This window comes from Bradyrhizobium sp. U87765 SZCCT0048 (genome assembly GCF_018131225.1).
GTDB lineage: Bacteria > Pseudomonadota > Alphaproteobacteria > Rhizobiales > Xanthobacteraceae > Bradyrhizobium_A.
In genome coordinates, this window is the sequence record NZ_JAFCMM010000001.1 from 2,885,034 (window position 1) to 2,903,946 (window position 18,913).

General features: G+C 66.0%; 18 protein-coding genes and 1 pseudogene. 7 read left to right on the plus strand and 12 right to left on the minus strand.

Translation table 11 applies throughout. The features are described 5' to 3' along the window. Nucleotides 1-63: 63 nt before the first annotated feature. The 5 genes from JQ639_RS12795 to JQ639_RS12815 form a co-directional block, all read right to left on the minus strand. Nucleotides 64-1,119, minus strand: a complete 1,056-nt coding sequence (locus JQ639_RS12795) for a 2-oxoacid:ferredoxin oxidoreductase subunit beta (protein ID WP_211966452.1) — start codon at nucleotides 1,117-1,119, stop codon at nucleotides 64-66. Next, nucleotides 1,116-2,951: a 2-oxoacid:acceptor oxidoreductase subunit alpha gene (locus JQ639_RS12800; protein WP_211966453.1), complete on the minus strand. Its 1,836-nt coding sequence runs from the start codon at nucleotides 2,949-2,951 to the stop codon at nucleotides 1,116-1,118. The genes JQ639_RS12795 and JQ639_RS12800 overlap by 4 nt, the downstream gene beginning before the upstream one ends. Then, the gene (locus JQ639_RS12805; protein ID WP_211966454.1) at nucleotides 2,942-4,723 is read right to left on the minus strand and encodes an FAD-dependent oxidoreductase; all 1,782 of its coding nucleotides are present in this window, start codon (nucleotides 4,721-4,723) and stop codon (nucleotides 2,942-2,944) included. Before JQ639_RS12805 ends, JQ639_RS12800 begins: the two co-directional genes overlap by 10 nt. Before the next feature lie 241 nt (nucleotides 4,724-4,964). Next, complete coding sequence (locus tag JQ639_RS12810; RefSeq protein WP_211966455.1) at nucleotides 4,965-6,251, minus strand: adenylate/guanylate cyclase domain-containing protein; 1,287 nt, start codon at nucleotides 6,249-6,251, stop codon at nucleotides 4,965-4,967. 60 nt (nucleotides 6,252-6,311) lie between these two features. Continuing rightward, the gene (locus JQ639_RS12815) at nucleotides 6,312-7,244 is read right to left on the minus strand and encodes a LysR family transcriptional regulator (protein ID WP_502748157.1); all 933 of its coding nucleotides are present in this window, start codon (nucleotides 7,242-7,244) and stop codon (nucleotides 6,312-6,314) included. Between the two features lie 144 nt (nucleotides 7,245-7,388). Here JQ639_RS12815 and mbfA point away from each other — a divergent pair, with 144 nt between their 5' ends. The 3 genes from mbfA (at nucleotide 7,389) to JQ639_RS12830 (ending at nucleotide 9,910) form a co-directional block, all read left to right on the plus strand. Beyond that, nucleotides 7,389-8,360: an iron exporter MbfA gene (gene mbfA, locus JQ639_RS12820; protein WP_211966457.1), complete on the plus strand. Its 972-nt coding sequence runs from the start codon at nucleotides 7,389-7,391 to the stop codon at nucleotides 8,358-8,360. Between the two features lie 105 nt (nucleotides 8,361-8,465). After that, complete coding sequence (locus JQ639_RS12825) at nucleotides 8,466-9,317, plus strand: S1C family serine protease (RefSeq protein WP_211966458.1); 852 nt, start codon at nucleotides 8,466-8,468, stop codon at nucleotides 9,315-9,317. Nucleotides 9,318-9,322: 5 nt separating this feature from the next. Then, a complete protein-coding gene (locus JQ639_RS12830) occupies nucleotides 9,323-9,910 on the plus strand; it encodes a response regulator transcription factor (RefSeq protein WP_249123068.1) in 588 nt (195 codons plus the stop codon). A 21-nt stretch (nucleotides 9,911-9,931) separates the two neighbouring features. Here JQ639_RS12830 and JQ639_RS12835 read toward each other — a convergent pair whose 3' ends face one another. The 5 genes and pseudogenes from JQ639_RS12835 to blh form a co-directional block, all read right to left on the minus strand. Then, a complete protein-coding gene (locus JQ639_RS12835) occupies nucleotides 9,932-10,717 on the minus strand; it encodes a sulfite exporter TauE/SafE family protein (RefSeq protein ID WP_211966459.1) in 786 nt (261 codons plus the stop codon). Then, a complete protein-coding gene (locus JQ639_RS12840; RefSeq protein WP_211966460.1) occupies nucleotides 10,714-11,175 on the minus strand; it encodes a YeeE/YedE family protein in 462 nt (153 codons plus the stop codon). Before JQ639_RS12840 ends, JQ639_RS12835 begins: the two co-directional genes overlap by 4 nt. Next, nucleotides 11,172-11,582 (minus strand): YeeE/YedE family protein, encoded by a 411-nt coding sequence (locus tag JQ639_RS12845; RefSeq protein ID WP_211966461.1) that lies wholly within the window; start codon nucleotides 11,580-11,582, stop codon nucleotides 11,172-11,174. Before JQ639_RS12845 ends, JQ639_RS12840 begins: the two co-directional genes overlap by 4 nt. Beyond that, nucleotides 11,579-11,956 carry a sulfite-sensing transcriptional repressor BigR gene (gene bigR, locus JQ639_RS12850; protein WP_249123069.1) on the minus strand — a complete coding sequence of 126 codons (378 nt, stop codon included), beginning with the start codon at nucleotides 11,954-11,956 and terminating at the stop codon, nucleotides 11,579-11,581. Before bigR ends, JQ639_RS12845 begins: the two co-directional genes overlap by 4 nt. An 11-nt stretch (nucleotides 11,957-11,967) precedes the next feature. Then, a pseudogene (gene blh, locus JQ639_RS12855) lies at nucleotides 11,968-13,322 on the minus strand (bifunctional sulfur transferase/dioxygenase Blh). A 66-nt stretch (nucleotides 13,323-13,388) separates the two neighbouring features. Here blh and JQ639_RS12860 point away from each other — a divergent pair. Together JQ639_RS12860 and JQ639_RS12865 are read left to right on the plus strand one after the other, a co-directional pair. Continuing rightward, complete coding sequence (locus JQ639_RS12860) at nucleotides 13,389-14,372, plus strand: lysozyme inhibitor LprI family protein (RefSeq protein ID WP_211966463.1); 984 nt, start codon at nucleotides 13,389-13,391, stop codon at nucleotides 14,370-14,372. 203 nt (nucleotides 14,373-14,575) lie between these two features. Beyond that, nucleotides 14,576-15,310, plus strand: coding sequence for a transporter (locus tag JQ639_RS12865; RefSeq protein ID WP_211966464.1), 735 nt, complete (start codon nucleotides 14,576-14,578; stop codon nucleotides 15,308-15,310). An 82-nt stretch (nucleotides 15,311-15,392) separates the two neighbouring features. On the opposite strand, the gene JQ639_RS12870 is transcribed toward JQ639_RS12865, so the two are convergent. Next, nucleotides 15,393-16,103: a hydrolase gene (locus JQ639_RS12870; protein ID WP_211966465.1), complete on the minus strand. Its 711-nt coding sequence runs from the start codon at nucleotides 16,101-16,103 to the stop codon at nucleotides 15,393-15,395. A gap of 121 nt (nucleotides 16,104-16,224) precedes the next feature. Here JQ639_RS12870 and JQ639_RS12875 point away from each other — a divergent pair, with 121 nt between their 5' ends. After that, nucleotides 16,225-16,728: a MarR family winged helix-turn-helix transcriptional regulator gene (locus tag JQ639_RS12875; protein WP_211966466.1), complete on the plus strand. Its 504-nt coding sequence runs from the start codon at nucleotides 16,225-16,227 to the stop codon at nucleotides 16,726-16,728. Nucleotides 16,729-16,798: 70 nt separating this feature from the next. Beyond that, nucleotides 16,799-17,527, plus strand: coding sequence for a hypothetical protein (locus tag JQ639_RS12880; RefSeq protein WP_211966467.1), 729 nt, complete (start codon nucleotides 16,799-16,801; stop codon nucleotides 17,525-17,527). 58 nt (nucleotides 17,528-17,585) lie between these two features. Here JQ639_RS12880 and JQ639_RS12885 read toward each other — a convergent pair whose 3' ends face one another. Then, nucleotides 17,586-18,806 (minus strand): YbfB/YjiJ family MFS transporter, encoded by a 1,221-nt coding sequence (locus JQ639_RS12885; protein ID WP_211966468.1) that lies wholly within the window; start codon nucleotides 18,804-18,806, stop codon nucleotides 17,586-17,588. Between the last annotated feature and the right edge of the window lie 107 nt (nucleotides 18,807-18,913).

Sequence of the window (18,913 nt, forward strand, 5' to 3'; positions counted from 1 at the left end):
ATCACGTTGTCATGCAACCTCATGGTTACAAAGGCCGGCGCCCACGCCGGCCTTTTTCATGACTCAACGCATGCTTGCGTTGATCTGCTCCAGCGCGACGGAGCCTGGACACAACGCCTGCTCGTCGAGCTGATTCAGCGGGGTCGCCACCGTGTCGAGGTTGGCGTGCAGGTCGTCGGCATCCGCATCGGAGTACAACAGCCCCGTGACGATCATCCCGTCTGCCGCATGGCGCTGCAGGAAATTCATCGCCGCCAGCCGATCATGCGGATCGTAGTCGTCGTTCAGCTTGCGCAGCGACAGCACCGTGCCGTCATGCTGGGTCACCACCGCGACACGGCCAGGCGCATAGTCCACGGTGATCGGATCGCGCCCGATCATGATGTCGAGCGCATTGACCGCCTCGTTGTGCTCGCGAACGTAGTCGAGGCTCTTGGTTGAGCCCGGATGGTTGTTGAAGGCGATACACGGCGAGATGACGTCGATGAACGCCGCGCCCTTGTGCCGGATCGCCGCCTTGATCAGCGGCACCAGCTGGCTCTTGTCGCCGGAGAAGCTGCGAGCCACGAACGTCGCGCCGAGCTGCAGCGCCATCGCGGCGAGATCGATCGAGCTGTCGCTGTTGACCGCCCCCTTCTTGGATTTCGAGCCGCGGTCGGCAGTCGCCGAGAACTGCCCCTTGGTCAGGCCGTACACGCCGTTGTTCTCGACAATATAGACCATGTTCACCCCACGGCGCATGGCGTGGGCAAACTGGCCGAAACCGATCGACGCGGAATCGCCGTCGCCGGACACGCCGAGATAGATCAGGTCGCGGTTGGCGAGATTGGCGCCGGTCAGCACCGACGGCATGCGACCGTGCGCGGAGTTGAAGCCGTGCGAAGCGCCAAGGAAATAATCCGGCGTCTTGGACGAGCAGCCGATGCCGGAGATCTTGGCCACGCGATGCGGCTCGATCGACAGCTCGAAGCAGGCCTCGATGATCGCCGCCGAAATCGAATCGTGGCCGCAGCCGGCGCATAGCGTCGAGGTCGAGGCCTCATAGTCGCGCCGGGTGAAGCCGATGTCATTCCTCGGCAGCGACGGGTGATGGAACTTGGGCTTCGCCAGATAGGTCATGACAGCGCCTTTCGCAGCGGCGTGACGTTCAGGGTATCGAGCCGGTCGCCGATGGCGCCGGCGATGAAGCGGGCGGTGATCGAGGTGCCGTCATAGTGCAGGATCGGCACGAGGCGCACCGGATCGATGCCGAACTCGTTGACGATCAGCGAGCGCAGCTGCGCATCGCGGTTCTGCTCGACCACGAACACGAAATCATGATCAGCGATGAAGCTCGCGACATCCTGGTGGAACGGAAAGGCACGCACGCGCATCAGGTCGAGCGTATGGCCACGGCGGGCGAGGATCTCGGCGGCCTCGCTCATCGCCGGTGCCGTCGAGCCGTAATAGATCACGCCGAAGCGCGTACCCTTCTCGGCATTGATGCGCAGCGGTCGCGGCAGGATGCTCTTGGCGGTCTCGAGCTTGCGCAGCAGACGCTGCATGCCCTCGACATAGGTCGCCCCGTTCTCGGAATAGCGCGCGCGGGCGTCGTGGGACGTGCCGCGGGTGAAGAAAGTACCCTTGGTCGGATGGGTGCCGGGATAGGTGCGATAGCCGATGCCGTCGCCATCGACGTCCATGTAGCGGCCGAAATCCTTCGCCCTGTCGAGTTCCTCCGCCGACAGCACCTTGCCGCGGTCGTACTTGCGGCTGTCGTCCCAGGCCAGCGGCCGGCACAGCCGATGGTTCATGCCGATGTCGAGATCGAGCATGACGAACACCGGCGTCTGCAGCCGGTCGGCGAAGTCGAAGGCACTGGCGCCGAACTCGAACGCTTCGGTGGCATCCTCCGGCAGCAGCAGCACATGCTTGGTGTCGCCGTGAGAAGCATAGGCGCAGTTGATCAGGTCGCACTGCTGGGTGCGTGTCGGCATGCCGGTCGACGGACCGGCGCGCTGGACGTCGAACACCACCACCGGAATCTCGGCGAAGTACGCCATGCCGAGAAACTCCTGCATCAGCGAAATGCCGGGTCCCGAGGTCGCGGTGAATGAACGTGCGCCGTTCCAGGCCGCACCGATCACCATGCCGATCGAGGCGATCTCGTCTTCCGCCTGCACGATGGCATAGCGTGCCTGACCGGTTTCGGGATCGCGCCGGAATCTGGAGCAGTAGTGGCTGAAGCCCTCCGCAAGGGACGATGACGGTGTGATCGGGTACCACGCGCACACCGTTGCGCCGCCATAGACCGCACCGAGAGCGGCCGCGGTGTTGCCCTCGATCAGGATGCGGTTGCCGACCCTGTCGGTGCGCTTCAGCCGCAGCCCGAGAGGGCAGTTGAAATGCGCCTTGGCATAGGTGCGACCGAGATGCAGGGCATGGATGTTGGGCGCGATCAGCTTGTCCTTGCCCTTGTACTGTTCGCCGACAAGCTTCTCCAGCTCGGAGAAATCCATGTCGAACAGCGCCGACAGCGCACCAATGCAGATGATGTTCTTGAACAGCTGGCGCTGCCGCGGATCGCTGTACTCAGCATTGCAGATCTGCGTCAGCGGCAATCCGATCACCGTGATGTCGGAGCGCAGCTGGCCCGGCGGCAACGGCCGCGTCGAATCGTAGACGAGATAGCCGTCGGGCTCGATCGAGATGACATCCGCGTTGAAGGTCTGCGGATTCATCGCGACCATGACGTCGGTGCCGCCACGGGCGCCGAGATGCCCGGCCTCGGTAACGCGGATTTCGAACCAGGTCGGCAAGCCCTGGATGTTGGACGGAAACACGTTGCGCGGCGAGATCGGAATGCCCATGCGCATGATGGCGCGGGCGAACATCTCGTTGGCGCTGGCCGATCCGGAGCCGTTGACGTTGGCGAAACGGATGACGAAATCGTTGACGGCAGTTAACGGCATGCTGGACCTGCGTGAGTGACGTCAATGAGATACTTGTTCATGTCCCACGCGCCCGTGGGACAGCGCTCGGCGCACAGCCCGCAATGCAGGCAGACGTCTTCGTCCTTCGCCATGATGCGGCCGGTCTTCAGCCCGTCGGCGAGATAGATGTCCTGCGTCTGGTTGAGCGCGGGCGCCCGCAGGCGATGTCGCAGCTCGCTCTCTTCGCCATCCTCGGTGAAGGTGATGCAGTCCATCGGACAGACATCGACGCAGGCATCGCACTCGATGCACAGCGGCGCGCTGAACACGGTCTGGACATCGCAGTTGAGGCAGCGCCCCGCTTCCGACAGTGCCAGCTTGACGTCATAGCCGAGCTCGACCTCGACCTTGATGTTGGCGAGCGCGCTGGCGTTATCGCGATGCGGCACCGCATAGCGCTCGTCCGGCATGATCTCGTTCTTGTAGCTCCACTCGTGGATGCCCATCTTCTGGTTGATCACGGTGACCGCGGGCGCCGGACGATGCGCCGGGTCCTCGCCGTGCAGCATCTTGTCGATCGACACCGCGACTTCATGGCCGTGGGCGACCGCCCAGATGATGTTCTTGGGACCGAACGCGGCGTCGCCGGCGAAGAACACCTTCGGATGGGTGGAGCGGAAGGTGACGGGATCAACGACTGGCATGCCGTGATCATCGAACGCGATGCCGACGTCGCGCTCGATCCACGGGAACGCGTTCTCCTGCCCGACCGCGACAAGCACGTCGTCGCATTCGAACAGGACATCCGGCTCGCCGGCCGGCACCAGCTTGCGCCGTCCCCTGGGGTCGTATTCCGCCTCGACCTTCTCGAACACCACGCCGGTCAGTCGGCCGCCATCGTGCCGGAATTCCTTGGGCACGAGGAAGTTATGGATCGGAATTCCCTCCCGCGCCGCATCCTCCTTCTCCCAGGGCGAGGCCTTCATCTCGTCGAAGCCCGAACGCACCACGACCTTGACGTCCTCGCCGCCGAGGCGTCGTGCGGAGCGGCAGCAGTCCATCGCGGTATTGCCGCCGCCCAGCACGACGACGCGCCTGCCGATGGAATGAATGTGATCGAACGACACGCTGGATAGCCAGTCGATGCCGATATGGATATTCGCCGCAGCCTCCTTGCGGCCGGGAATGTCGAGGTCTCGCCCGCGCGGTGCGCCGGAGCCGACGACCACCGCATCATAGCCCTCGGCCAGCAGCCCCGCGAGACTATCGACCCGCGTGCCTCCCCTGAACGTGACGCCGAGGCCAAGCACGAAGCCGGTTTCCTCATCGATCACGCTGTCAGGAAGGCGGAATTTCGGAATCTGCGACCGCATCATGCCACCGGCACGCGGATCGCCATCGAACACCGTGCAATCATAGCCGAGCGGCGCGAGATCGCGTGCCGCGGCCAGCGACGCCGGCCCCGCGCCGACAAGCGCGATGCGCTTGCCGTTGCCTGTCGCGGCCGGCTTGGGCAGGCGCGCCGTGATATCGTCCTTGAAATCGGCGGCCACGCGCTTCAGACGGCAGATCGCGACCGGCTCATCCTCGACGCGGCCGCGGCGGCAGGCAGGCTCGCAAGGACGATCGCAGGTGCGCCCGAGAATGCCCGGGAACACGTTGGATCGCCAATTGATCATGTAGGCATCGCTATAGCGGCCTGCCGCGATCAACCGGATGTATTCGGGAACTGGCGTGTGAGCGGGACAAGCCCATTGGCAATCGACCACTTTGTGAAAGTAGTCGGGCGCGGCAATATCGGTTGCTTTCATTCTTCCCCGTCCGCGCGGGTGAAAGACCACGCGGCCTTTACCGTTTCCTGCGAACGCTCATGCGGCGCTCTTCTTTGTTATCCAGTCGGATAATTAGAGCTATTCAATATGATCTCGGCGGACGAGGAAAGCCAAATTTCTTTGATTTGCCCTCGCTCGTTCGTCGCAGCTTAAAATATGATGCGCCGCCGCAGCTTCCTGCGGCAATGCAATATCGGTGACCGTCGAATGATGGCGCGCGCTAGACGCCGGTGTCGCCGTCGAAAGCACCGCCGAGGTAGCGCTCGTAGCGGTCGGCGCGTGGCGCCAGCGTCCTGATCTCAGGATCGAGCGTGAACAATTCCTGAGCGCGACCGATGCCGCGCAGCGCGAAACGCCCGGTCGAGACGAACTGGTCGCGTCCCGCCGGATCGAGGCCGGCAAGGAACGTCGACGACACCAGGAGTTCGCGGTCGACGGAATTGCACATCGCGCCGATCCGGCTGACCTCGTTGACCGCGGGCCCCACGACCGTGAAGTCCAGCCGCTCGTCGCTGCCGATGTTGCCGTAGAACACCTCGCCGACATGCAGGCTGACATAGGCCGTGGTGATCAGCTTGTTCTCGCCGGAGCGGCGCTGGTTGATGTCGCGGATCGCCTTGCGCAGCTGGTTCTCCGCACGCAGCGCTTCCTGGCGCGCCAGCACCATGTCGTCGGGATTGAAGATCGCCAGCACGCCGTCGCCGATCAGCTTGAGCACATCGCCGCCGGCATCGTGGATCGCGCCGATCGCCGCGTCGGCATAGTCGTTGAGGAATGGAATGAGTTCGGCCGGCGGCATCGCCTCGCTGATGGCGGTGAAACCGCGCAGGTCGGAATACCACAGCACGGCGTTGATCCTGTCGGCAACGCCGCGGGAGATACGGCCATGCAGCACGCGCTCGGCGGCGTCGCGACCGAGATAGACATGGCCGAGGGTGCGGGCGACGCGCGTCAGGGCACAGGCCTTCACGGCAAGTCCGAGCAGCGGCACGAGCTCGCGCAACGCCTCCAGGCGTTCGACCGCATCGAAACCGCAGGCATCACGCATCAACCAGTAGGAATAGACGCAGTCCATCTCGCCGATGATCTCGGTCTCGCCGAACCGGTGGATGAAGAGCACACAGTCCTTGTGGCCTTTCGCGGCGAGGTCCCCGACCATCGAAAAATCATAGGCGTGCGAACGCTCGAGATCGACCCGCATCTCCGCATGGCCCTGCTCCAGCATGGCGTAGAACGGGGAGCGCTGCCAGTTCGCCGCACCTTCGCCGGAACTGGAGGAGCCATACTCGAACATGTCGCTCTCGCTGACTTCCTCGTCGGTCCAGCGGAAGCCGCGCCCTTCGAAAATCGGATGCAGGGTGTCGATGAAGACGAGGCCGCGCGACAGTTCGAAACCAGCTGTGCGGCAGCGCTCGCAGAAGCCGCGCAGCAGCTCGATTTCGGCAAGACCGGTCAGCCCGGCCGTCGTCAGCCAGTTCATGATCTCGGTCCGGGCATTGCGATCCATGCGGCACTCTCGCTTGTTGCAGGCGGCAATGCGTTGCCGGCATCACACGCCGCAGCCGCATCAGGAACCGGCCTCATCATGGCCGGCATCGAAACTTGTCGCCGTCCGGCCCACCAGCTCCACGAAACGGCGCACGGCGGCGGAGGTGTCGCCGCGGCGCGTGGCGAGACGCAGCGGTGCGGTCGGTTGCGACGGCCCCTCCAGACGACGATACACCACGCCATCGAGGTGCATGCGCTGCAGCGACGCCGGCACCACCGAAATGCCGAGACCGGCGGCCACGAGGTTCAGCGTCGCCACGATACGGGGAGCTTCCTGGCCGACGAGCGGGCTGAATCCGGCGGCGAGACACGCCGCCATGATCGCGTCGTAAAAACCGGCGCCGTTGGGCCGGCGATACACCACGAAGGTCTCGCTGGCCAGTGCGCTCAGCGCGAGCGCATCATGCTTTTGCGCAAGCCGATGGCCATCCGGGAGCGCCACCAGCATCGCTTCCTCGAGCAGGGCCGTGATGACGAGGCCCTGCGGATCCGACACCGGCGTGCGGATGAACACGGCATCGACGCGCTCGTTGCGCAGATTGTCGATCAGCTCGTTGGTGCCGCTCTCTTCCAGCGTCAGCGCCACCAGCGGATAGCTTTCGCGGAATGCGCGGATGACCCGCGGCACGAACGGATGGAACGGGGCCGAACTGGTGAACCCCACCGAAATTCGCCCTTCCTCGCCGCGCGCAGTGCGCCGTGTGGTCGCGAAAGCGTGATCGACATGGGCGAGGATCGCCTGGGCATCCGCGAGCAGCGCCCGGCCCGCATCGGTCAGCTCGACACCGCGCGGCTTGCGGCGGAGCAGTTGCACGTCGAGTTCGCGTTCCAGCGCGCGAATCTGCTGGCTGAGCGGCGGCTGCTGCATGCCAAGCCGTTCGGCCGCGCGGGTGATGTGCCCCTCCTCGGCGACGGCGACGAAATAGCGAAGATGGCGAAGCTCCACCGACATATTCCAGCGATATGGATGTGACCCCAGCCATATTACGAAGATCAGGCTCCGCAAAGCGCCAATTGCACCGCCGCCCGGTTGACCCCGCCGCCCTTCTCCGATATCTATTTAGAATAATTCTAAAGTGATCAAAAGTTCAATCCCATGAAGAATTTCGCCGATTTGACCGAGCGTGAGATCCTCGCCGTGGCCATCGCCTCCGAGGAGGAGGATAGCCGCATCTACATGGCCTTCGCCGAGGACCTCGCGGGGCGCTATCCGGAGTCCGCCAAGATCTTCGAGGAGATGGCGGACGAGGAGAAGGGCCACCGGCACATGCTGCTGGAAATGTACGAACAGCGCTTCGGCACCAACCTGCCGCCGATCCGGCGCGAGGACGTCAGGGGCTTCCTGCGTCGCCGTCCGATCTGGTTGACCAAGAACCTGCCGCTCGACACCGTCCGCAAGGAAGCCGAGACGATGGAGTTCGAGGCCGCGCGCTTCTATGACAAGGCGGCCGCGCAGGCCAAGGACGTGCACGTACGCAAGCTGCTCGGCGACCTCGCCGAAATGGAGCGTGGCCACGAGACCCGCGCGATCAAGCTCACCGACACCATCCTCAGTCCCGATGTGCGGGCCGAGGAGGATCGCACCAGCCATCGCATGTTCGTGCTGCAGTATGTCCAGCCGGGCCTCGCCGGCCTGATGGACGGCTCGGTCTCGACGCTGGCGCCGCTGTTCGCTGCGGCCTTCGCCACCCACCACAACTGGCAGACATTCCTGGTCGGCCTCGCCGCATCGATCGGCGCCGGCATCAGCATGGGCTTTGCGGAAGCGCTGTCCGACGACGGCTCGATGACCGGCCGCGGCTCGCCGTGGCTGCGCGGCGGCATCTGCGGCCTGATGACGACGCTAGGCGGCCTCGGCCATACCGTGCCCTACCTCGTGCCCGACAGCTGGCCGAACGCGTTCTGGATCGCCACCGCCATCGCCGGCCTTGTTGTCTTCGTCGAGTTGTGGGTGATCGCCTATATCCGCGCCCGCTATATGGACACACCGTTCCTGCGGGCTGTGTTCCAGATCGTGCTCGGCGGCGCCATCGTCCTTGCCGTCGGCATCCTGATCGGCGGTGCATAGCACCGCCATCACCGGATCATCGGCCGTTCACCTGGCCATCGGACCAGTGGCGCGGCGTCCGCGCAAGGCGCACCATCTGCCATCGAACGACGATGGGAGATGGCGATGGCAAGCGACGGACCGGGCAGCGTCCGGCACCTGGTGATATCATGGGCAGACCGCGTGCTTGCCCTCCAGAACGAGGACGGCTCCTGCGCCAGCGCCATCGCCTGGCGCAAGGGCCTCGTGGTCAGCGCCGACGAGGCGGCCGGCGATCAGATCAAGCTCCACGCCAGGGACGGTCGACAGATCGACGCCGAGTTGGTCGGTCGCGATCCCTCCACCGACCTCGCGTTGTACAAAGCCGATATTGATCCCCCGCTCCTGGCGCCGGCGGCTGAGGTCCTCCCCGGGGATTTCGCCCTGGCGATCGGGCGCAGCGCGACTTCCGAATGCGTCGCGGCGGGCATCGTCGCGGAAACAGGCGGAGCCTGGCGCAGCACACTTGGCGGAACGATCGACCGCAGGATCCGCCTCGATCTGCGGCTTCCGCAGCGCGCGCACGGCGGCGCGATCGTGGATGCGGCCGGGCACCTGATCGGCCTTGCAGCCTTCGGACCACGGCGCACCGCGATCGTCATTCCCGCCGAGACGATCAGCCGGATCGTCGACCGGCTCGCCTCCGCAGGCTCCATCGCGCGAGGCTACATCGGCGTTCAACTGCATCCCTTGAGCGACGGCCATCGCGGCGTCGGCGCAATCGTCGTCCGGCTCGACGACGGCGGCCCCGCAGCCGCGGCCGGGCTCCTCGTCGGCGACAGCATCGTCAGCTGGAACGGCGAGGCGATCAGGGGGGTGCGGGACATTTTCCAACGGCTTGGGCCGGACAGCGTCGGCACGACCGTCAAACTCGGCTTGCTGCGGGCCCAGCAGTCCGCCACCGTGGACATTGTGATCGCTGAGCGGCCGCTTAAATAGGCCGCATGCGAAGCGCAGGCGATCCCGGCGGCATGGCATCGGCAGCGGCATCGGCAGCGGAGGACACCGTGGTGCTGGTCGGCCTCACCTTTGTCGATCGCCTGCTGGAGCGCCGGGTGCGATCGCAGTTGCGGCACCTGCCCGAGATCGAGATCAGCGATCCCGACGACGCCGACGTCGTGCTGACCGATATGTTCGAGGAGCAGCCCGGCTCCGTCATTGTGCTGGGTGACGACGCGGCGACCGCGGTGACGGCCAGTCATCTTTCGCGTGATGCCGATGCGACCACGCTGCAGGCGGCGATCGGCCTTGCGGCCCGTGGCTACCGGATCACCAGCCCCGTCGCTGGGCGCACAGCCGCCACGGACCACCATGATGCGGATGCGACCGCCGGCGAGCCGCTGACGGCCCGGGAGCGGCAGGTGCTGGAGCGCCTCGCCGCCGGTGCATCCAACAAGATGATCGCGCGCGATCTCGAGATCTCGCTCGCCACCACCAAATTCCATGTCGGGGCTCTGCTCGCCAAGCTCGGCGCGCGCAACCGCACCGACGCGGTGGCCATCGGCATCAGGCGCGGCCTGTTGCTGCTGTAGACCCGCCACGGCCCCGACCGCTCATCCCTCATGTGCGATCGCAAGGCCGCTGCGTATCAGGATGAATGCCGCCACCACGAAGATCAGCGCCGCGAAAAGGCGGTTGAGACCGCCGTGGTGCGCCGCCAGGCGGGACGCCATGACCGTGCCGAGGACACCGCCTCCGATGCCGCCGCCGATGAACTCGGCTGCGACCGGCCAATCGATCAGCCCCGACGAGGCATAGCTGAGGCTGGTCGCCAGTCCGAACGTGCCGACCGCCAACAGCGATGATCCCACCGCGTTGATGGTGGGCATGCCGGTGGCGAGGATGAGGCCGGGCACGATCAGGAAGCCGCCGCCAATGCCGAAAAAGCCGGATGCTGCGCCGGCGCCCGCCGCGATCAGCGCGGTCAGCAGGCACATCCGGCGATCGGCCTGTGCCGGCGCGGCCCCCGCGACGGCGCGCGGCCGCAGCATCACCCCGCCGACGGCGAGCATCACGAGCCCGAACAGAAACAACAGGCGCTGGCCGTCCATCGCCTTGCCGAGCGCCGCACCCGCGAGCGCCCCGAGTGCGCCGATCATCGCGAACACGAGCGCACAGCGCCACCATACATGGCCCTTGCGGGCATGGCCGACGAGCCCTGCATAGGCATTGACCGACACCGCGAGGGCCCCGGTGCCAATCGCGATGTGCGGCTGCGCGACGCCCACCGCATAGAGCAGCAGCGGCGTCGCCAGGATCGAACCTCCGCCGCCGATCAGGCCGAGCGTGAAGCCGACCAGGCCGCCGGAGCCGACGGCCGTCATGGCTTGGGCAATCATGCATCCTCCCGGGCCAGCGAGGCCGTTTCGATGGCGGCCGTCAGGCGGTCGTGCAGCACCATGCCGGCGAGCATCGCCGCGACGAAGATCAGCACGGAGGTGCGGCCGGTCACGAGGGAGGCGACCGCGGGTCCGGGGCAAAGTCCGACGAGCCCCCAGCCGACCCCGAACAGCGCCGAGCCGACGACGAGTTTGCGGTCGGGCTTCGCCGTTGTCGGCGGGAGATGAAAGGCGGTATCGAGCAGCGGCCGGCGCATCCGCCGCGCCAGCGCCACGCCGAGCATCGCGATGATCACGGCGCCGCCGAGCACGAAGGCGAGCGCCGGATTCCATGCGCCCGCGATGTCGAGAAAGCCGCGCACGCGCGCGGGATCCAGCATGCCGGACAACGCCAGGCCGAAGCCGAACACCACGCCCGACGCCAGCGCGGCCACTGTCTGCGAGAGATAACGTGTCATGATCCGATCGCCCTCATGATGCCGACGATGACGATGGCGGCGCCAAGGAACGTCGCCACCGCGACCATCGAGCGGGGTGACAGCCGCGCGAGACCAACCACGCCATGGCCGCTGGTGCAGCCCGAGCCCATGCGGGAGCCGAAGCCCACGAGCAATCCGCCCGCCATCAGGAGCGCCGGCGAGGACGTGATCGTCGCCTCCGGCCAATGGCCGAAGGCCGCGCGATAGATCAGGGGCCCGCAGATCAGGCCGAGCACGAAAGCGAGATTGACAGGAAGCTGGATGCCCTGCGCGAGGCGGCCGACGATGCCGCTGATCCCCGCGACACGGCCGTTGAGCACCAGCAGCAGCGCGGCGGACAGGCCGATCAGCAGCCCGCCGGCGAGCGAAGCGCCATAGGCCGTCATGATTTCACCCCCGTGGAGCGCGACCGTTTCGCCGGCTGCCCGGCATCGGCGCAGAAGATGTCATGCAGCGCCTCGATCAGCCGCGCGGCCTTCTCGTCGGTGAGCCGATAAAAGATCTGCTTCGCCTCGCGACGCGTCTCGACGATGCCGGCGGCGCGCAGCACGGTGAGCTGCTGCGACAGCGTCGGCTGATGGATGTCGAGTTCGTCCTCGAGCTGGCCCACCGCATATTCCCCACCGACCAGCGTGCACACGATCATCAGGCGGTTGCGGTTGGCGAGCGTGCGCAGGAGATCGGCGACCTCGTCCGCACGGCTTGCCATCTCCGCGCCGGCAGCCGTCATTCCGGCGCCGGCTCTGTCGATCTTGTCCATTATCGTCATGCTCATCCCCATGCCGCGCCCGCAAGCGCGTCCAGCGGAAACTTGAGGTAGCGGCGGCCATTGCCTTCCGGCTCGGGCAGGCGGCCGCCACGGATATTGACCTGCAGGGCGTGCAGAATGAGCTTTGGCATCGGCAGCGTGGCGTCGCGCAGACGGCGCAACGCCACAAAGCTCGCCGCGTCCTGGCCCACGACATGCGGATTCGCGCGCTTCTGCTCGCCGACCGTGCTTTCCCAGCGCGGCGGCCGGCCGCCGGGCTGGTAGTCGTGCCCGGTGAACACGCGCGTCGCATCCGGCAACGCCAGAATGTCCTGGATCGAGGCCCACAACGCCTCCGCGCTGCCGCCGGGGAAATCGGCGCGGGCGGTGCCGCTGTCGGGCATGAACAGCGTGTCGTGCACGAACACCGCATCCCCGATCAGATAGGAGATCGAGGCGAGCGTATGTCCGGGCGAGAACAGCACCCGGCCGTCGATGGTCCCCACCGTGAAGCGGTCGCCATGGGCGAACAGCCGGTCCCACTGCGAGCCGTCGGTCGCGAGCTGCGGCAGGTTGTAGATGTCCTTCCACAGCTTCTGCACCGCGATCACATGTTCGCCGATCGCCGTCGGCGCGCCGGTCTTGCCCTTCAGGTACTGAGCGGCGGAAAAGTGGTCGGCATGCGGATGGGTGTCGAGAATCCACTCGACCTTCAGGCCGCGCGCGGCGACATGAGCCAGCAGCGCGTCCGCACTGGTGGTCGCAACAGCGCCGGACTTCTCGTCGAAGTCGAGCACCGGATCGATGATGGCGCAGGCGCCCGTCGCCGGATCCGACACCACATACTGGATGCTCCAGGTGCGCGGGTCGAAGAAGCCCTGCACGTCGGGGCGTTGCGCGGTCGTGACGGGCCGGGCCGTGGATGCGGTCATGGTCATGATGACGCCCCCGATTGTTGCCGGCGGCGCAGCCACGCTTCCGCGCCGGCCAGATCGAACCCATGTGCTTCGCCGAAACCGCGCACCTCGTCGATCGCCATGCGGCCGTCCAGCACCTCGCCGATCACATGCAGCGTCAGGGCGCGCGTGCCGCCCTTGCAGTGCGCCAGCACGGCGCCGTTACAGGCGGCAACCGTCTCCTGGAAGCGGCGCACATCGGCCTCGGTGATCGTCGGGCCGGCGACGGGAATGTGCGTGTAGCCAAGACCCGCAGCCTGCGCAGCTGCCGCTTCCGCCGCTGTTCCCGGCTGCTCGGCGTCCTCGCCGTCGGGACGGTTGTTGATGACGGCCGCAAATCCGGCCTGCGGGAACGCCGCGAACGTGGTCAATGGCGGCTGGGCCGCGACCGAAAGCTTCTCCGTGATGCGCACCGTCCGCATGAACCTGGTCTCCGTCTGGAATTTCATTATACGATTAAATATAATGTATTTTGATAAATGACAAGGGTGGATTTTGACTTCCGTCGACCGCTTGGCCTGCTGGCCTTGTCCACGCTGCCGTCTTGCCGGCCCTCAACGGGAAGGATTGAGTTCCCTCATCTTCGCCTTAGGGTGGCATCCGCCGCGAGGCTGGAAAAAGGAGATCGGCAGGGAATGAACGCTTCAATTCGACAAGGCGGCCGGCCGTCGCTCCGCCGCTGGAGCCTGCTGATCGCCGCAACGCTGTGGCTGAGCATGGCGCAGGGGACCGATGGTCATGCCCAGAGTTTCGCCTGTGACGCTGCGAACAAGGTCGATGAAAAGACCATCTGCCAAAACGCGGGCCTCGCCAATCTCGACGTGGTTGCCGCATCGGCCTTCAAGGCGAAGGCGCGCAAGGCCGCGCCGGCGGACAAGACCAAGCTGACGACCGATCAGACCGCATGGCTGAAGGACCGCGAAAGCTGCGGCAGCGACACGCAGTGCATGGAGATTCTCTATCTCAAGCGCATGCTCGAGCTCGATGCCCCGCTCGTCGATCCCACCTTCAAGATCCTGCTTGGCGCACACATCGGCGATGCCACGGTGGTCACGCTGGAGCATACCAACACCGAGAACGCCACTGTCATGTTCCGTCGCGAGCTCGCCGATCTCGTCGAGGACTGCAACCGCAATGCGACCCCGCGCGATAACGACCTCGCCGACGCCCGGGAGGTCGTGACGTGTGTTCGTCAAAAGCTGCAAAACAACACCGAGCAACTGACCAGACGAAGGGCACGCTGCGGCATCAACACCATCTATACCGAGTTCGGCAACTACACGCTGGTGGCGACCCATGCGATAGAGCAGAAGGATGGTCCACCCCTGATTCAAACCGACTGGAAGAACCACCGCGATGAAAAGCTCGCCGGCAACTGCTCCGCGTGCAGGACACCGGAGATGATCAGCACGTTCAAGGTACTGTGCCCGATCGCGTATAAGGCCAAATTCGACGGCGCGAGCGTCTATTGACCGACGCTCGCGCTTGACGCGCTGGTCCCGATAGCCGACCTTGGGCACCCGGGGGAACAATCGTGCAAGGGATCGTTGCGCTCGTCTGCGTTCTGACGCTTGTCGTGCCGGGCGGCGCCCGAGCGCAGCAGCCGATGCAGGCACCGCAAAGTCCTGAGGCGCGCAAGACACCGCTGGGCCCTTTCCCTGCCGACGCATCGGCCGTGGACGACTCCAGGAACGATCATGTCGATCCGGACCGGCCGCATTTCCCTGAGGCCAGCACAACCGCCGGCCTGGGCCGCGCGGTGCTGGAGGGCGGCTACACCTTCACGCGGAACGGCAGCCAGCTCCAGTCGCACTCCATGCCTGAGTCCCTGCTGCGCGTCGGCATGTTCGCCGACTGGTTCGAGATGCGTGTCGGACAAAATGTGCTGAGCGAGCGACGGACGGTCAACGGCGTAACGCGCACCGCGATCGGCGCGCAGGACCTTTACCTCGGCGCCAAGGTCGCCCTGACCGCCCAGGACGGCCTGTTGCCCGCGACCGCGCTGATTCCGCAGATGACGGTCCCGACCGGCGCCAGCACCACCACCGCCGGGCGTGTGCTCCCCGGCCTCAATGCCGACTTCGGCTGGGAAGTGCTCAAGGACAGGTTCGGCATCGAGCTGCTGGTCGCCAACAACCAGGTGCGTGACGAGCTCGGCGGCTACCAGCATCTGATCGCGACAGGCCTGACCGGCGTCTTCCAGCTGTCGAAATCGCTGGAAGTGTTCGCGGAGTGGGACGCCTACTATCCGCGCGGCGGCCTCGCGTCCACCAGCCCCCAGCACTACGCGGTCGGGGGCGTGGTCTACTTTGTCACGCGCGACATCGCACTCGACGCGCGCGCCGGCGCCGGCCTCAACAGCCACTCGAGCCATCTGCTGGCGGGCCTCGGCCTGACCGTGCGGCGGTAGTTCGGCCGCACGCCGGCGCCGCGGTGATCGCGGGATCGAACACGCCGGCATACCGCGCATGTTCGATCTTGCCACGCCCCGTCTATTTCATCGCTCGCAGATACTGGGATCCTGCCGCAATCGCCTTGGCATGCTCACGCATGATCTGGTTGACCGGGCCGGCGGTCGCGCTGTTCGCCCAGTCGGCCTGCCATTCCAGCATGACTGGCAGCCAGGTTATGGGCACGGCCCCAGCCTGGACGAGACGAGCCATGGCCTGCTGATGCGACAGTTCGTCATAGTCGCCGCTGGCATCAGCGACCACATAGACGTCATAGCCGTCCTTGAGGGCGGCAAGCGCCGGCAGCATGACGCAGTTGTCGGTCCACAGCCCCGCGATAATCAGCTTCTTGCGCCCGGTCGCGCGCACCGCGTCGCGCACCCGCGCATCCGCCCACGCGTTGATGACCGTGCGGTCGATCGGCTGCTGGTCGGGATTGACCGCCTGAAGATCGGCAAGCAGCGGTCCGGCGAAGCCCTTGGCGACGATGGTGCTGAGGATCGTCGGGACCTTGAAGACACGCGCCGCCTTTGCAAGCGCCTGCGCATTGTTCACTATGGCGTCGATGGGCTGGGAACGGGTGGAGAAGACGTACTGCGGTTGAAAATCGACGAGCAGCAGGACGCTGTTGTCGGGGGTGAGCTGGTCGTAGACGGGCTTGACCGACTGCGCCTGGGCGGCGCCGGCAAGGCCGCAGATCAGCGCAAATCCGAACACGGCTGCGCGAGCCCGCCGACGAAGGCTGGACAACATCATGGTTTCTCCGAATGTGGGCGGGAGCGCTCATCCGCTCCGCTCATGTCGGCGACATATCTTATATCTAAGATTCTTTTCAATGAGACAGATACCACGATCAACCGAATGTGAGATTCCGATGGACCGAGCCGCCCGCGCGATCGATGAGTGGAAGACGCAACGTCCCGACCTCGATGGCCTGCCGATGATGGTCTTCGGCAGGCTCGCCGAGGCCGCTCACGCCGTGGCCCATGACCATCTGCGTCCATTCCTGCAAGCGAGCGGCCTGCCAGCCGGCGAATTCGACGTGCTGGCCACGCTGCGCCGTGCCGAACCGCCCCACGCGCTGACTCCGACCGCGCTCTACGATGCGACGATGGTGACGTCCGGCGCCATGACCGGACGGATCGACCGCCTGGAAAAGGCCGGGCTGGTGCAGCGCAAGGACGACCCCGCCGACCGGCGCGGGACGATCGTCGCTCTGACCAGGAAAGGCTTCACGCTGATCGACGACATCATCACCCGCCATGTCGAGAACGAGCGCCGCCTGCTCGCCGGGCTGTCGCGCAAGGAACAGGAAACGCTGGCCAACCTGCTGGGCAAGCTGATCGCGACGCTGCCGGCCTCGCCGTCACGCGACTGACGACGGGTGACGGCGCCGTGCTTTCCGCCCATCGTCACCGTACGGCCTGATCGCAACGCTGGGACGGATCATGCTCACGCTCGAAAAACTGCGGAACCAGTTCTACCCCGTCGAAACGATCGGCACGGATCTCGTTCGCTGCGGCGACGAGCTGCCGGGGCGCACGATCCACACCTATGTCAGACTGTGCGGCGCGGATGGCTGCACCCCGCTGCTCGTCTCGGAGGATCTGGTCGACGACGCCTTTGCCGCACAGGTGCTGCATCAGGCGGGATGTACAGGCGTCGTGCGCCCGAGCAAGCGCGACCTGCAGCCGAACCACTACGGCTTCACCCATCTGCTCGAAGTCCCGCCGCACTATCATGCGGAGCTCAAAGGGCGGCTCGACGCCGAGCGGATGCGGACAACGCTCTGCATCCCGATCTTTGGCTGTGAATTTTCCGGCGACGAAACGCCTGAAGACTTTCACGCCTTGCGCGGACGGCTGGTGCCGACCTCGCGCTGGAACCGGCCACCTTGCCCGAGAATATCGCTGCGCTTCGACAACCCGAGAACCGGCGGCGGCACCGGCGAGCGCACCGTCTTCGCCACGTTCGACCAGGCGCTGCGCGAGATCGCGAACCTCGCCGGCGTCCAGGATGGCTTCATCGAGCTGTACAATCACCGCGGCGAGATCGTCGAGCTGGTTTACCGCCCCCGCGCCAGTTTCAGCTGGATCGAAGGACGCGACGATGCGGCGGCCCGGCTGATCGACGCCAATGCGATTCGCGATAGACTGTGGACGTTCGTCACCCGCTGAGCCGGCGCCGGGACTCGCGACAGGCGAGTGCTCCGATCGAACGCAAGGGGCGCCTCGCTCAGTTCCGCCCAACAACCACCGCGCCGAGCAGATCGATGACCAGTGCGATGGCGACCGCTGCTGCGCCGATCATGAACAGCAGCGCATAGTCGCCGCCGGTGCGCTCGAAGACGAACGACAGACCATAGGCGCCTGCGGCCTGAAACACCGCGAAGGTCGTGGTCGCCTGGGCCCATGCCGCACGCTGGACGGCCACGCTGTGCGGCACGAGTTCGTGAATGCGCCCGATCACCAGGGGCACGATGCCCGGCGTGAAGCCGCCGACGATGAGGCTCGATACGATCATCGCCGCTGGTGCCGTGCTGATCACGGGGAGCACAACCGCGATCGCCTGCATCAGCAGCGCCACGCGCAACGCCGGTGCGAAGCCCGAACGGTCGGCGAGATGCCCGGCGAGGAGCGGCCCGATGACGGCGCCGAGACCATAGAGCACCCAGTAGCGCGCGCCGGCCGCAATGCCCTGCCCCAGTCCACGCGCCACGAAATCGACGAGAAACACCATATGCGGCACCAGCGCGAGCGCGTTGAGGCCGTATTGCGCGCACAACAGCACGACGAGGGGCGAGCGCGCGGTGCGCGCGGCCGGCGCCTCGGCCTTCACCGCCACATCGCTCGGCCATGCCTTCCAGCTCGCCAGCGTCAACATCGCCGACAACGCACCGAGGCCGATCCAGGCCTGCATCAGTCCCTGCTGGAGCAGCAGCGGCACGAGCGTGCCGGATGCGGCGACGCCGAGGCCGACGCCGGCGAAGATCACGCCGCCGACGAGACCACGCTTGTTCGCCGCGGTGTGCGGCAGGATCGTCGAGGCGGCGAGCACCATGATCACACCCCCGGTCAGGCCGGCCAGGAAGCGGAAGGCAAAGAACCACAGGAATGACAACGGCACGGTGCAGGCGAAGCAGCAGAGCGATGCCAGAACCATGACCCCGCGCAGGGTGCCCACCGCCCCCAGCCGCCGGCCAAGGCTGCGCGCGACCAGCGCCCCGGCGAGATAGCCGGCGAGATTGACCGCGCCGAGATACACCGCCTGCGACGGCGTGAACCACTTCGCTGCAATCAGCGCCGGAATCAGCGGCGTGTAGGCGAAGCGCGCCAGACCGAGGCCGACCAGCGAGGCGCACAGGCCCGCGGTGGCGGACAGCCAGACCGGACCACCAGCATCGTGCTGGCGAGCCGCCATGGCGTTGTGATGATGACCGGCATTGGTGCGCGACATGGACATAGCCTTAAGCCTGAGATGACGGGCTGAAAAACGAAGAGTTGCGATAGCAGCCATCGCTGCCAGCGATGACGGATGGCGGCGGAGATGCGCCGCCATCCGTC

Excerpts from the sequence above, each read along its gene's own strand:
- JQ639_RS12880 (WP_211966467.1), top strand. The coding sequence starts at position 16,799 with ATGCTCACGCTCGAAAAACTGCGGAACCAGTTCTACCCCGTCGAAACG.
- bigR (WP_249123069.1), bottom strand. The coding sequence starts at position 11,956 with ATGGACAAGATCGACAGAGCCGGCGCCGGAATGACGGCTGCCGGCGCG.
- JQ639_RS12795 (WP_211966452.1), bottom strand. The coding sequence starts at position 1,119 with ATGACCTATCTGGCGAAGCCCAAGTTCCATCACCCGTCGCTGCCGAGG.
- mbfA (WP_211966457.1), top strand. The coding sequence starts at position 7,389 with ATGAAGAATTTCGCCGATTTGACCGAGCGTGAGATCCTCGCCGTGGCC.
- JQ639_RS12845 (WP_211966461.1), bottom strand. The coding sequence starts at position 11,582 with ATGACGGCCTATGGCGCTTCGCTCGCCGGCGGGCTGCTGATCGGCCTG.
- JQ639_RS12825 (WP_211966458.1), top strand. The coding sequence starts at position 8,466 with ATGGCAAGCGACGGACCGGGCAGCGTCCGGCACCTGGTGATATCATGG.
- JQ639_RS12805 (WP_211966454.1), bottom strand. The coding sequence starts at position 4,723 with ATGAAAGCAACCGATATTGCCGCGCCCGACTACTTTCACAAAGTGGTC.
- JQ639_RS12885 (WP_211966468.1), bottom strand. The coding sequence starts at position 18,806 with ATGTCGCGCACCAATGCCGGTCATCATCACAACGCCATGGCGGCTCGC.
- JQ639_RS12835 (WP_211966459.1), bottom strand. The coding sequence starts at position 10,717 with ATGATTGCCCAAGCCATGACGGCCGTCGGCTCCGGCGGCCTGGTCGGC.
- JQ639_RS12810 (WP_211966455.1), bottom strand. The coding sequence starts at position 6,251 with ATGGATCGCAATGCCCGGACCGAGATCATGAACTGGCTGACGACGGCC.
- JQ639_RS12870 (WP_211966465.1), bottom strand. The coding sequence starts at position 16,103 with ATGTTGTCCAGCCTTCGTCGGCGGGCTCGCGCAGCCGTGTTCGGATTT.
- JQ639_RS12815 (WP_502748157.1), bottom strand. The coding sequence starts at position 7,244 with ATGTCGGTGGAGCTTCGCCATCTTCGCTATTTCGTCGCCGTCGCCGAG.
- JQ639_RS12875 (WP_211966466.1), top strand. The coding sequence starts at position 16,225 with ATGGACCGAGCCGCCCGCGCGATCGATGAGTGGAAGACGCAACGTCCC.
- JQ639_RS12800 (WP_211966453.1), bottom strand. The coding sequence starts at position 2,951 with ATGCCGTTAACTGCCGTCAACGATTTCGTCATCCGTTTCGCCAACGTC.
- JQ639_RS12830 (WP_249123068.1), top strand. The coding sequence starts at position 9,323 with ATGCGAAGCGCAGGCGATCCCGGCGGCATGGCATCGGCAGCGGCATCG.
- JQ639_RS12840 (WP_211966460.1), bottom strand. The coding sequence starts at position 11,175 with ATGACACGTTATCTCTCGCAGACAGTGGCCGCGCTGGCGTCGGGCGTG.